The sequence below is a fragment of the Rhodococcus sp. APC 3903 genome, assembly GCF_030407755.1.
GTDB lineage: Bacteria > Actinomycetota > Actinomycetes > Mycobacteriales > Mycobacteriaceae > Rhodococcus_F > Rhodococcus_F erythropolis.
In genome coordinates, this window is the sequence record NZ_JASDCV010000014.1 from 56,375 (window position 1) to 69,888 (window position 13,514).

Consider the following 13,514-nt stretch of genomic DNA (forward strand, 5'->3'; position numbering starts at 1 on the left):
GTTTTCTGCGTCCAACGCCTAATCTCATGGGATGCCCGCCCCCGCCCCTCTCCTCGATGTGTACTCGCAGCCGACTCTGTCGACGCTTGCGCCGTCGGTACTCGCTTCTCTCGGAGTGAGCGGCGAAGCGAACCGTCTCGATCTACAGCCCAGCCAGAAGACTGTAATTCTGCTGGTAGACGGGATGGGCGCGAACTTGCTCGCCCGCAACGCCGAACACGCACCATTCCTGAACTCACTGATCGGAACGCCCATACGGGCAGGATTCCCCACGACGACGGCCACCAGCATCGTCTCGTTGGGGACCGGGCTGCCCTCGGGGGCGCACGGAATCACCGGTTACCAGTCTTACGTCGAAGAAGCCGATTCGGTGTTCAACTGGCTGGGTTGGCACAGCGCGGGCAAGAAGGAATCTCAGACCGACTCCATCGTCCCGGAGACCCTGCAGCCGCAGGCCACGACCTTCGATCGTGCCGCGGCCGCCGGCATCACCGTCACTACCGTCGTTCCGTCCAAATTCGACGGCAGCGGCCTCACCCGGGCGGGAATGCGCGGCGCCCAGTTCGCCGGAATCCAGGCATACGGAGACCTCCTCGCTCGCACCGTGGCCGCGTCGAAATCTGCCGACCGTACGTTCACGTACTGCTACATCAGTGAGATCGATGCACTGGGCCACGTCTACGGCCCCGAGTCCGAGCCGTGGATTTTCCAACTGATGCTTGTCGATCGACTGGTCGAGCAACTCGCCGCCGCTCTCGGTCCGGACGTGAGATTGCTGGTGACGGCAGACCACGGAATGGTCGACGTGTTGGACGAGAACAAGATCGACTTCGACAACACTCCGATTCTGTCCAAAGATGTACTCGCCCTTGCCGGTGAACCTAGATGTCGTCACATCCACACCCGAGAAGGCGCTGCACAAGATGTTGCGGACCGCTGGCGCGCCGAACTGGGTGACCGCATGTGGATCGGGACGAGATCCGAGGGCATAGTCGCAGGATTGTTCGGGCCTGCAGTGCATTCCGAGTATCACGGCCGGATCGGTGATGTCATCGCCATTGCGTCCGGGGACGTGGCCGTCGTACGTCGATCTGTCGAATCGGGACTGTCCGGCCTCCGTGGACAGCACGGCGCCCTCACTCCGGACGAACTGCTGGTACCGCTCTTGTCCTCAGGACAACAGTAGGGCCCGAGCCCGGCGAATCTCGGGAACACCGACTACCTTGCATGCGCCCAACAGGACGACTGCACCGACGACCGCACCCGCCGACAATGAAATAACAGCAGCAAGCCTGGGCTCGGGAACTCGGTTCTGAACCGCCACCACCAAAGCCAGCGCACAACAACCTGCCAGAATTGCCGCCGCCGAAATCCTTCCGACGGTGGCCTGCACGCGACGGAATCCCAACAGCCCGTATCGCTTTCGAAGCAGTATGTGGCCGAGCGCCGCTCCGCACACGTAGGAGAACGAGCCCGCCGCACAGACGGCCAGGACCAGCGTTTCGTCACTCGCCGACAGAGACGCAAGTAGAACGAGCGCTGTTTTGGCTACCACCATCACCAGCGCGATCACCGCGGGAGTTCGGGTGTTGTTGTCGGCGTAGAACACTCGAAGCTGAAGCATGACCATCGCAAAGGGCACCAGCCCGAATGCACTGACCGCAACGGCCGTCCCGATCAACCGGGCACTGCTGCCGTCGACCCGGCCGAAGAAGATCAGGGTGGTCAACGAGGGGCCGAAGACCATGAGCGCCACCGTGACCGGAATCAGCGCCACCACTGAATACCGGGCTCCCCGGCCGAGATCGGATACGACGCCGACGTCGTCACCCGCAGCAACCGACCTGGCGATCCGCGGCATCAGCACCGTCAACAACGACACACCGAGAATGCCGTACGCCACTTGAAACAGCAGATCCGCGTGCGTGTACATCGAGTAGACGTGACGGGAGAGAGTGACCTTCATCGTCACCCACACACCGATCTGACCGGCAACGACGTACACAAGTACCCAGCCGAGCAACGGCGCCCCGACGCGCACCGGGCGCCAGGTGTGCGGTACGATCCGCACGCGAAGGCGCCACCGAAACCCGTTGCGGTGCAGCGCTCGAGCAACGACGGCGGTTTGCGCCACGATCCCGAGCAGAGTGCCGATACCGATCACCAGAACCTGCGCGGTGGTCATCGACTCGGGAGTCAGAGTAACCGGCCCCGGGATGCACAGGAAGACCGCGACCGTCACCAGAAGGACGACGTTGTTGATCACCGGCGCCCAGGCCGGCGCGCCGAACACTGATCGAACACTGAGTACTGCCGTCATCATCGCCGTGACGCCGTAGAAGAAGATCTCCGGCAGAAGCAAGTACGCGAAGAGCGTCGTCAACTCTCGTTGAGCCGGATCATCGATCACAGCCGAGACCAGAGGCGGCGCGCACACCACCGCCACTACCGTCACGAGCGCAAGAGCAAGCGCTCCGACGGTGAGAACGCGCTGCGTCTGCTCTCGTTCGAGCGTCCGCCCACGACTTCGCTGCCGTGTCAGATACGGAAGCAGAACGCTGGCGAGAATCCCGCCGAGGAGGAGCTGATAGACCATGTTCGGGAAGCTGTTGGCCGCGTTGTACGCATCACTGACCAGGGCGATGCCGAGGACCGCGGCAAGGGCAAGGGTGCGGACGAAGCCGGTGATCCGGCTGACCGTGCTGGCGAGCGCCACTTGCCCGCCCATCTTCGCCAAGCTGCCGCCCGTCACACCCGTACGTTCGGACTCCCCCATACTCTCGACCATCTCGCCAGAGTGCCACATCGCAGAGGTACGACGATCTGGACGGAAACGGAAGAGCGCCCCGAACCGTGGGGTTCGAGGCGCTCGTCACGAGAGAAGATCAGGCTGATTCCGCTCCAGCCAACGGCGGCATGACGACAACCTGGCCGGCGAAGGACAGACCCGCACCGAAGGCGAGAAGCAATGCCTTGTCGCCCGGCTTGCACTGGCCGTCGCGCAGCATCTGCTCCATCGCGAGCGGGATCGAGGCCGCGGACGTGTTGCCCGTCTCGGCGATGTCGTTGGAGACGGGGAAGCCCTCGGGCAGCTTCATGCTGCGAGCGATGACCTCGTTGATGCGCTGGTTTGCCTGGTGCGGCACAAAAGCGTCGATGTCCTCGATACCCAGCCCCGACTTCTCCAGGGTGCGAGTGGCGACCTTGCCCATCTCGAAGGCAGCCCAGCGGAACACCGCGGTACCGGCCATCTTGATCCACGGCCGAGGTCCGGTCGGGTTCTTGGTGTAGTCGAGCCAGCTCGGCTCCTGAACGATGGCGTCGGACTGGCTGCCGTCCGAACCCCACTCGACCGGGCCGATTCCGACGGTATCGCTCGGGCCGACGACAACTGCGCCTGCGCCGTCACCGAAGATGAAGCGAACGCTGCGATCGGTGGGCTCGGTGGCCTCGCTCATCAACTCGACGCCGACGACGAGTACGTGATCAACCGTGCCGCCGCGAACCAGGTCGCTGGCCACCGCAAGGGCGGTACAGAAACCGGCGCAGCCTGCCGCGACGTCGAATGCAGCCGGACCCTTGATGCCGAGCTCGTGGGCGACGATGGACGCAGCCTGAGGAGTCTGCAGGTCCCACGTCGACGTCGCGATGATCACGGCGCCGATCTGCTCGGGAGCAATGCCGCTGACGTCCAGTGCTTTACGGGCCGCGCTGATCGACATCGCGAGGATGCCTTCACCTTCGCCGGAGAACCGGCGCGACTTGATACCCGATCGCGTCTGGATCCACTCGTCGGTGGAATCGATCAGCTCGCAGATCTCGTCGTTGGTCACGACTCGCTCCGGGCGGTGAACGCCGAGCCCGAGAAGGACGGACTGCCGACCTCCGGCCACACTGGCAATCGGCTTACCCATTGATCGATCTCCTCGTTGGTTTCTGGTGATGACGCGCATTCGACATCACACGTTACGTACAGGACATAAGCCCCTGCCTCTCAGGTCACCGTTCGATCTCGGCAACAACATGAGGCTGGCTCACATTACGCTTCGGTCAGGTATGTAGTCCAGATCCACGATCAGGCGCGTAAATGAGCTAGAACTGCCAAAACACGACGATGCCCGCTTTCGGAAGCCGACAGGCCGAGTTTTGCGAAGATATTTCCTATGTGCTTGCTCACAGCAGTGTCGCTCACGACCAGTTTCCTGGCGATTTCCTGATTTCCCAGCCCCTCCGCCATCAGTCCGAGAACCTCGGACTCGCGTGGGGTCAGCGATCTGATCGGATCGTCGGCGCGTCGACGGCTCATCAGTTGGGATACGACCTCGGGATCCATCACGGTTCCGCCGTCGACGACCCGGTTCAATGCGTCGACGAACTCGGCTACCTTGCCGACCCGTTCCTTGAGCAGGTACCCGACCCCGCCGGCGCCTCCTGCCAACAATTCACCGGCGTAGCGATCCTCGACGTACGCGGAAAGGACCAGGACGGGAAAGCCCGGGCGAAGCTTGCGCACCTCGATCGCCGCTCGAAGCCCCTCGTTGGTGAAAGTAGGAGGCATCCGGACGTCGAGCACCGCGGCGTCGGGGGCGGTCTCCTCGAACACCGTGAGGAACTGTGCGGCGTCGGAGACGGCAGACACCTCGAAGCCCTCTCCGCGGAGCAGCAGTGCCAGCCCCTCTCGCAGGAGAGCGTCGTCCTCGGCAATCAGAATCCGCACGGTAGTTCCACCTTCATCGTTGTCGGTCCACCCTCCGGGCTCTCCAATACTGCGGTTCCTTCGAAAGCCTCGACCCGGCGTCGGATACCCGCCACGCCGCCGCCCGGGCGTTCGTTCGCGCCGCCGTGACCATCGTCGATCACGTCGATGAGCATCGTCTCACCCAACGACTCGGCAGACGCCTCCGTCCGTGCCGTGACGGTGACCCTGCGCGCTCCGCTGTGTTTTGCGACGTTGGTCAAGGCCTCGGCGACGACGAAGTACGCAGCAGCCTCGACGGCAGCCGGGGCACGGCGGAGTTCGTCGATCTCGAGTACGCAGGGCACGGCGGAGCGCCCGGCGAGCGCGGAGATCGCGCCCTCGAGACCCAACTCGTCGAGGATCGGCGGGTAGATGTCGTGCACCAACGTCCGGAGTTCGCTCAACGCCTCGGTGGCCGCATCCTGGGCCCGATGCAGTTGTGGCAGAGCCTGGTCCGGATTGTTCTGCAATGACCGCTCGGCCATCCCCAACATCATCACCACCGCGACCAGACGGTTCTGCGCGCCGTCGTGCAGATCCCGCTCGATGCGCTTGAGTTCGGCCGAATGTGCGTCGAGCGCCGCAGCGCGGCTGGCCGTCAGGGCGGTGACGCGCTTCGAGAGGTCCGAACGCGTTTCCGGCGCAAGCAAAGTCGTGGTCGACCAGCTGATCCACTTCGCCATCGCGGGGACCAACCACCACGCGATCAGGAGGTACAGGATGCCGATCAACGGCATTCCGGCAGCGCCCAACCACGACGTCACGGGGTACGGATTGTTGACGGGTTCACCGGCGGGCATCTGCTGCCAGTACAGCGGGACGGCAATCGAATTGAGTGCACCGAGTGGCAGAGCAATGGTCAGCATCGCCGCGACGAAAGCCCCCAGACCATGAATCGACAGCCAGGCCGCGTCGCGCCTGGTCGACTGATCGGTGAGGAACCGGCGCCAATCCCCGAAGGTCGGATTGCTTGGCATCGGTGGGTATCGCTGCAGAACAGGGCGTCCGGTGTACGCAGCCGTTCTCTTGCGGGCCAGACCCGCCCACCACCGGAGCACCCGCACGTACGACGGCAACAGCAACCATCCGACGATCAGAATCGAGAGCGACAGCAGAATGAGACCGACCATCAGCAAGAACAGGGAGACCACGGCTGCCGCACCCTCGACGAGCACGTACACCGCAGCCCTGGTTCTCTTCTTCACTGCCCCAGCATGCCGCACCTGATGCCGCGATCCACTACAGCTGGCTACACCATTGATTCGGGACCCTGCTGGATGTCGACGAATGCCGAATCTCCATAGCGTTCATCCCATGAAGAATCGACACTCGGTCCTCGCCCCGCCGGCCCCTGGTGCCACGGCCGCCCGAACATCCGCCGTGCGACTCGAAGGCGTCAGCAAGATCTACGGCAACGGCCGCGGCGCCGTGACCGCCCTCGACAACATCAGCCTCACCTTGCCGCGCAGCACCTTCACCGCCGTGATGGGCCCGTCCGGATCGGGCAAGAGCACTTTCCTGCACTGCGCCGCAGGGCTCGATCGACCGAGCAGCGGATCGGTGTGGCTGGGCGACACCGAGATCTCACAGCTGAAGCCGAAGGCCCGCAGCATCTTCCGTCGCGATCACATCGGTTTCGTCTTCCAGGCCTACAACCTGCTCGGCGCTCTCGACGTCGAGCAGAACGTCACGCTCCCCCTACTCCTCGCCGGACGACGAGCCGACAAGCAGTACCTGACCTTCGTCCTCGAATCCGTCGGACTCGGATCGCACCGCAAGCGCAAACCCTCCGAACTGTCCGGCGGTCAGCAGCAACGCGTCGCCATCGCGCGCGCCCTCGTCACTCACCCCGACGCACTCTTTGCCGACGAGCCGACCGGCGCCCTCGACTCCCGCAGCGCCAAGCAGGTTCTGGAGTTGTTGCGCCGGACAGCCGCCGAGTTCGATCAGACCATCGTCATGGTCACGCACGACCCGGTGGCCGCGTCGTACGCCGATCGTGTGCTGTTCCTCGCCGACGGGAAACTTGTCGGGCACATCGACCGCCCGACGCCGCAGCAGATCGCCGAGCGCATGACACACCTCGGGGACTGGTGATGATGAAAGCGCACACCTTTGCGCACCTGAAAGCGCATCGCTCCGGTTTCGTCGCCGTGTTCGTCTCCGTATTCTGCGCAGCGCTCCTCACCTGCGGTCTGGGTGTGCTGCTGGAATCGGGAGTGCGAGGCGGCGTCTCACCACATCTCTACGCCGGTGCCGACGCCGTCGTGAGTGCACCACAGGCGCTCGTGGTCAAGGAAGACGCCGATCAGCCTTTTGCCGAGCGAGTTCTCCTCGACAGCGATACGGTCCGCAAGCTCGACGCACTCGATGTCACCGTGGTTCCCGACATCTCCGTCCCCGTCAGCACCGCCGAGGGCGTCGTACTCGACGCACATCCTTGGAACACAGCACAATTGGCGCCGTACTCGCTCACCGAAGGTCGCGCTCCGCAGAGCCGAGACGAGGTGGTCTCGACCACGGGCGCCGCTCTCGGCGAGCAAATCACGCTGGCTCACGGCGCGATAGCCGACGAGTACACCGTCGTCGGCACAGCTGATTCGGCTTCGGTGCCGTCACCCGACCGTCCGGCACTCGTCTTCCTCGACGACGCAGAGGCCGAACGGTTGTGGCCGCACCAGAACGCTGTCACCGCAGTCGGATTGATCGCTCCCGAAGGCGTGGATGCTGCCGCTCTCGCCCGCGATGCACTCGCCGGAACCGGCGCGGAGGTCTCGACCGGCACTGCGCGCGGAGGCATCGAATTCCTCGACGCCGGTGCTGCGCGGACCCAGTTGATCGTGCTCTGCGCGTCGTTTGCCGGTCTCGCGTTGATGGTCAGTATGTTCGTCGTTTCCAGCACGCTGTCGCTCTCGATCAACGCAAGACGCCGAGAGTTCGCTCTGTTGCGGGCAATCGGGGCCACCACGCGACAAGTCCACGTCATGATCGGACGTGAAGTGCTGCTCGTCGCGGCGGCTGCGGCGGCTCTCGGCGCGGTGCCCGGATACCTGCTCGCCCGATTCCTGGGTGCACAGTTTGCCGACGCCGGGGTCATGCCCACCGATTTCGCGTTGGCGTACAGCCCGCTTCCGGCGATCGCGGCATTCCTGATCTGCGTACTCACTGCCCGCGCGGCAGCGGCGATCGCGGCACGACGACCGGCGAAGCTCGACCCCGTCGAAGCGCTTCGCGAATCCGAAAGCGGCCCGGCGAAACTGAGCCGCGGACGCATCGTCACCGGGCTGATCTTCGGTGCCGCCGGTCTCAGCGCGTGCATCCTCCCCGCTTTCCTGCCCGGCAGCGTGGCAGCCGCTGGAGCCGGTTCGAGTGCACTGTTGTTGATCTTCTCGGTCGCGCTGCTCGGCCCCTTGTTGGTGCGCGGCATCATCAAGGTGATCGGCGGTCCACTGCGCCGTAGTGGGTCAGCGTCCAAAGTTCTCGCTGCCGCCAACGCCGAATCCAATTCGAGACGGCTCTCGTCGGCGGTTGTTCCCTTGGCTCTCGCAATCGCACTGAGCTCGGTGCAGTTCTTCAGCCAGAGCACCGTCGCCGCCGAGGCGACCAACCAGTCGATCAACGGCGTCACCGCCGACCTGATCGTCGGCGCGCCGGCCGGTATCGCTCCCTCGCTCCTCGACTCGATCGCATCGGTGCCCGGAGTGAGTGCGGCAAACCCGGTGGTCCGCAGTCAAGTCCTGCCGGTACCCAGCGGTGAGGAAGGCGGCTCAGCCGACAGCGCGATCGCTGCCCAGGGCATCGACGCCGCCAGCGCCGACGCGACCCTCGATCTCGCGGTGACCGAGGGCGACCTGAGCGCTCTGACCGGCGATACCGTTGCTGTGAGCGAAGACGGCGCCTTCACACTCGGAGCCAAGGTAGGTCAGCGCGTCGACCTCTATCTAGGGGACGGCACACTGGTGCATCCGATGGTCGTCGCAAAATATGGTCGCGGCCTCGGATTCGGGGACGTGACCATGCCGATCGAGACTTTGCGTCAGCACTCCACCGACGCTCTGATCGACACCGTTCTGGTTGCTGCCGAACCCGGACGGTCGGCCGAAGTCCAGCAGTCGTTGCGCTCGTTCCCCTCGATCGCCGCGATGAACCAGGACCAGTTCGGGGCCGCGGGCGAAGATCAGCGTCGTATGCAGTCCTGGGTCAGCATCCTCGCCGTCCTCGTCCTGCTCGGCTATCTCGCAGTCGCCGTCGTGAACACCCTGGTCGCCGCCACTGCCGAGCGTTCCCGCGAGTTCGCGCTCCTTCAACTGGTGGGCTCGCGGACGAGGCAGGTCCGAGCAATGATGCGCATCGAGTCGTTGATGGTGGTGGGAATCGCCGTCGTGGTTGGATCACTGATCGCCCTGCCGCCTCTGATGGGTATCGCCGTAGCGGTGTCCGGGCAGCCGATCCCGGCGATTTCACCGGCGATCTACGGTTCCATCGTCGCGGTGACCGCTGTTCTGGGATTTGTCTCCATCGCGATCCCGACGCGCGCCGCCCTACGCAAGAACCCGATGGACGGAGTGCGTAACCACTGAGTGGCACTACCGTCGTCATCTATGGATGCGGCGGCCTGGGACAAGAAGTACGAAGAAACCGAGCTCGTCTGGGGCGCTCCTCCCAACGAACTGCTGGTGGAATACGCGACGGCCCTCCCCCACGGCCAGGCACTCGACCTGGCGTGCGGCGAGGGCCGTAACGCGTTGTGGCTCGCGACCCGCGGTTGGGAGGTCACCGGCATCGACTACTCGGCCGTCGCGATCGAGAAAGCCCGCACGATCGCGGCCCGCTCACCTCGCTCGGTTCTCGACCGGCTCGACTACCGATGCGGCGACGTCACCGTCGCGGATTACGCCTCAAGGAACGGGCAGGGATACGACTTGGCCCTGCTTCTTTACCTTCATCTGCCCGCACCACAACGCACCCTGGTTGTGAACCGTGCCATAAATTCTCTGAAACCTGATGGAATCCTCATGATTTTGGGGCACGACCGAAGCAACATCGACTACGGCGTCGGCGGACCGAAAGATCCCGAAATCCTTTACACACCAGAAGAATTGATGCAGGAGTTCCAAGGAAGGCTCGAGTTCGAGATCGCCGGAAATCCGCACAGACACACCGAAACGGGAATCGCGGTCGACGCACTTGTCATCGGACGCAAATCCGGTGTTGGCAATGCAAAGAACGGCTAGTAACATGTATTAAGTTACCGACGAGTAATAAACTTCGGGCGGTACTAGGAGTGCTGGACCGCACCACCTCACTGGGAGAAGCAGAAGACATGGGCCATTACAAGAGCAACGTTCGGGACCTGGAGTTCAACCTCTTCGAGGTTCTCGGACTGGAGAAGCCACTGAGCGAAGGCGCTTGGGGCGACCTGGATGCCGACACTGTCCGCAACATGCTGGCAGAGGTCGCACGCCTGGCCGAGGGACCGCTTGGCGAATCTTTCGCCGACGCGGACCGCAACCCCCCTGTCTTCGATCCCGAGACGCACACCGTTGCACTTCCGGAATCCTTCAAGAAGTCGTTCAAGGCTCTGTGGGATGCCGAGTGGTACCGCATGGGACTGAGCGAAGAGGTCGGCGGCGTGCCGGTTCCCCGCTCCGTCGTGTGGGCCATCGGTGAGCTGATCCTGGGCGCACAGCCTGCAGCGCACATGTACCAGGCCGGACCCGCCTTCGCGGACGTGCTGTTCAACAACGGCACCGAAGAGCAGAAGAAGTGGGCAGCAACCATCGTCGAACGCGGATGGGGCGCCACGATGGTCCTCACCGAGCCCGACGCCGGCTCCGACGTCGGTGCCGGACGCACCAAGGCGATCAAGCAGGACGACGGCTCCTGGCACATCGAGGGCGTCAAGCGCTTCATCACCTCGGCCGACTCGGACGACCTGTTCGAGAACATCTTCCACCTCGTTCTCGCTCGCCCCGAAGGCGCCGGACCCGGCACCAAGGGCCTGAGCCTGTTCTTCGTCCCGAAGACGCACTTCAACTTCGAGACCGAAGAGTTCGGCGAGCGTAACGGCGTCTTCGTCACCAACGTCGAGCACAAGATGGGCCTGAAGGTCTCCGCCACATGTGAGGTCACCTTCGGTGGCCACGGCATCCCCGCACAGGGCTGGCTGGTCGGCGAGGTCCACAACGGCATCGCCCAGATGTTCGACGTCATCGAGCACGCTCGAATGATGGTCGGCACCAAGGCAATCGCCACCCTCTCCACCGGTTACCTCAACGCTCTCGATTACGCCAAGCAGCGCGTTCAGGGTGCTGACCTGACCCAGATGACCAACAAGGCAGCGCCGCGCGTGACCATCACGCACCACCCCGACGTGCGTCGCAGCCTGGCAATGCAGAAGGCATACGCCGAAGGCCTGCGCGCGGTGTACCTCTACACCGCAGCACACCAGGACGAGGTTGTCGCCCAGCTCGTCTCGGGCGCAGACAAGGACACCGCGTTCCGCGTCAACGACCTGCTGCTCCCGATCGTCAAGGGCGTCGGCTCCGAGCGTGCGTACCAGTACCTGACGGACAGCCTGCAGACCCTCGGTGGCTCCGGCTTCCTGCAGGACTACCCGATCGAGCAGTACATCCGCGATTCCAAGATCGACTCGCTGTACGAAGGCACCACGGCCATCCAGGCTCAGGACTTCTTCTTCCGCAAGATCGCTCGTGACCGCGGCGTCGCGCTCGCTCACGTTGCCGGACAGATCAAGACCTTCATCGACAGCGAAGCCGGCAACGGTCGCCTGAAGGCGGAGCGCGCACTGCTCGCCACCGCACTCGAAGACGTCCAGGCCATGGCTGCCACGCTCACCGGCTTCCTCATGGGAGCTCAGGAGCAGCCCACCGAGCTGTACAAGGTCGGCCTCGGTTCCGTCCGCTTCCTGATGTCCGTCGGCGACCTGCTCATCGGCTGGCAGCTCCTCCGCCAGTCCGAGATCGCTCTCGCGGCACTCGACAACGGCGCTTCCGACAAGGACAAGGGCTTCTACGAGGGCAAGGTCGCCATCGCGTCCTTCTTCACCAAGAACGTCCTGCCCGAGCTCACCGCTTCACGCGAGATCATCGCGAACACCGAGAACGACATCATGGAGATCGACGAAGCAGCATTCTGATTCGTTCCTGATTCATGAAAAGTGCCGGTCCCGAGAATGTTTCGGGACCGGCATTTTCATGCTCGGCAGTCAATGCAATCTGTGGTCATCTGCGCTCGACGGTCGGGCAACTGATCTGTGCGGACAGTACGGACGTCGTCGGTTGTTCGCCGGGCCGTGCCGCCGTTCCTACCAGGGAAAGCGCCACGCGCCTGCGGTCCGGAGAACTGACTATTTCGACGGAATTGTCGACGCCGCCGCCGAAGGACACGAACTGTCCGCTCTGATCCGAGAACATCATCGTCGCCCCGGACTGACCTGGTTCCGGGTTTTCGTTCACGTAGACCTGCAACTGGAAATCACGCCCCGGATATTCGCCGCCGCCGTCGTACTCGTAGAAGGAACTCGTGTGCACCTCGTAGGCCCACTGGCGGTGACCGGCGGGCAGCGAATCCGCCCAGTTGTGCTCGAAACACGTGACGGATCCGGGCAGCGAGACATTGGCTGCGCCGCTCCACCCACCGGACAGGGTGATGGCTCCGTACGGCGCTGCTTCGGACTCGTGCCGATCGGAAGGCAAGGGCGGAACGGTCACGGGTCCGACATTGCGACCGGTGAACTCGAAAAGCCTCTCGCTCGACACGAACGGGGGCGACTCGCGCTCACCGGCACAGGAGACAACTGACAGGGCGGCCATGACCAGTAACGCGCACATACCGCGTCTACGAACCGGCACCTCGACACCCCCTGTCCGTTCAAACAGAATACATACCGTTCGGTCTCCAAGTTACCGATCGTGTCCGACACATCCCATTCGTGGGACCGCTCACCCGCTACCGATGTGATTGGGTGAGCACGAACGTCCACTGAACCAGCACTCGGTTCTTTCGAAGGCCGAGTAGATCAACAGACAGGTGATCATCGTGGTCGCACCAGAGCACGCACAACTCGATTACGCCCCTGAACTGGCATTGACCGCCACGGACTTGGCGCTCGACGGCCCATGGGGGCCGGTGTTCGGACCCGTCAATCTCGAGATTCGTGCAGGCGGTGTGACCATCCTCGAAGGCTCCGCCGGTTCAGGACGTACGTCCTTACTTCTGACACTCAGCGGACGAATGAAAGCCAGTTCCGGATCACTGTCCGTCTTCGGTCGAACGCGTCCCCGAGAGATCTTCGAGATCGCCGGGGTCGCCGGGTTCGAGGACATCGACGAGCTTGCCGAGTCCGTCACCGTCCGAGATCTGATCACCGAACAAATTCGCTGGGATGCGCCCTGGTACAAGCTCATCGGACGTGCCGGAGACCGCGAACTCGAAGCGGTGTGCGCTCCCGTCTTCGGCGATCATCCCTTACCTGCGCTCGGCCGGTACGTCAGCGATCTCGGGGAACTCGAGGCGACCCTGCTGCGTATCGCCGTCGCGAACACGAAGAAGCCGGCCCTGCTCGTCGTCGACGATCTCGAACAGGTGCGGCGCGACTCCGAACGCGCGTACCTCGTCGAGCGACTCGTCGAGATGGGGAGCTACCAGACCATCATCGCGTCGACCGTCAACCCGCTGCCCGACGGATCACCCATCGATGCCGTCGCCCTGCTCCAAGAAGTCACCAATCCCGACCAAGAAGGGGCGAGGTAAC

11 protein-coding genes are annotated in these 13,514 nt (G+C 63.7%); 6 read left to right on the forward strand and 5 right to left on the reverse strand.

The features are described from left to right. Positions 1 to 31 precede the first annotated feature (31 nt). The gene (locus QMA15_RS20320) at positions 32 to 1,186 is read left to right on the forward strand and encodes a nucleotide pyrophosphatase/phosphodiesterase family protein (RefSeq protein ID WP_021333167.1); all 1,155 of its coding nucleotides are present in this window, start codon (positions 32 to 34) and stop codon (positions 1,184 to 1,186) included. Here QMA15_RS20320 and QMA15_RS20325 read toward each other — a convergent pair. The 4 genes from QMA15_RS20325 to QMA15_RS20340 form a co-directional block, all read right to left on the reverse strand. Continuing rightward, complete coding sequence (locus QMA15_RS20325) at positions 1,172 to 2,788, reverse strand: lipid II flippase MurJ (RefSeq protein WP_279163152.1); 1,617 nt, start codon at positions 2,786 to 2,788, stop codon at positions 1,172 to 1,174. The genes QMA15_RS20320 and QMA15_RS20325 overlap by 15 nt on opposite strands. A gap of 97 nt (positions 2,789 to 2,885) precedes the next feature. Further along, complete coding sequence (locus QMA15_RS20330) at positions 2,886 to 3,914, reverse strand: beta-ketoacyl-ACP synthase III (protein ID WP_003945837.1); 1,029 nt, start codon at positions 3,912 to 3,914, stop codon at positions 2,886 to 2,888. 161 nt (positions 3,915 to 4,075) lie between these two features. Beyond that, the gene (locus QMA15_RS20335; RefSeq protein WP_003945784.1) at positions 4,076 to 4,717 is read right to left on the reverse strand and encodes a response regulator transcription factor; all 642 of its coding nucleotides are present in this window, start codon (positions 4,715 to 4,717) and stop codon (positions 4,076 to 4,078) included. After that, entirely contained in the window at positions 4,705 to 5,943 is a 1,239-nt protein-coding gene (locus QMA15_RS20340) for a sensor histidine kinase (protein ID WP_279163151.1), read from the reverse strand. The genes QMA15_RS20335 and QMA15_RS20340 overlap by 13 nt, the downstream gene beginning before the upstream one ends. A gap of 109 nt (positions 5,944 to 6,052) precedes the next feature. Between QMA15_RS20340 and QMA15_RS20345 the strand changes: the two genes are divergently transcribed. From QMA15_RS20345 to QMA15_RS20360, 4 genes are all read left to right on the forward strand, one after another. Continuing rightward, entirely contained in the window at positions 6,053 to 6,835 is a 783-nt protein-coding gene (locus QMA15_RS20345) for an ABC transporter ATP-binding protein (protein WP_019747152.1), read from the forward strand. Beyond that, on the forward strand, positions 6,835 to 9,318 hold the full coding sequence (locus tag QMA15_RS20350; protein ID WP_290286130.1) for an ABC transporter permease: 2,484 nt from the start codon (positions 6,835 to 6,837) through the stop codon (positions 9,316 to 9,318). Before QMA15_RS20345 ends, QMA15_RS20350 begins: the two co-directional genes overlap by 1 nt. Before the next feature lie 21 nt (positions 9,319 to 9,339). Beyond that, entirely contained in the window at positions 9,340 to 9,972 is a 633-nt protein-coding gene (locus tag QMA15_RS20355) for a class I SAM-dependent methyltransferase (RefSeq protein WP_019747150.1), read from the forward strand. Positions 9,973 to 10,061: 89 nt separating this feature from the next. Continuing rightward, positions 10,062 to 11,897, forward strand: coding sequence for an acyl-CoA dehydrogenase (locus QMA15_RS20360; protein WP_020906438.1), 1,836 nt, complete (start codon positions 10,062 to 10,064; stop codon positions 11,895 to 11,897). A gap of 85 nt (positions 11,898 to 11,982) precedes the next feature. Here the strand turns inward: QMA15_RS20360 and QMA15_RS20365 are convergent, their stop codons facing one another. Next, positions 11,983 to 12,612, reverse strand: coding sequence for a hypothetical protein (locus QMA15_RS20365; protein ID WP_279163149.1), 630 nt, complete (start codon positions 12,610 to 12,612; stop codon positions 11,983 to 11,985). A 178-nt stretch (positions 12,613 to 12,790) separates the two neighbouring features. On the opposite strand from QMA15_RS20365, the gene QMA15_RS20370 reads away from it, so the two are divergent. Next, a complete protein-coding gene (locus QMA15_RS20370; protein WP_019747147.1) occupies positions 12,791 to 13,513 on the forward strand; it encodes an ATP-binding cassette domain-containing protein in 723 nt (240 codons plus the stop codon). Position 13,514: the final 1 nt, after the last annotated feature.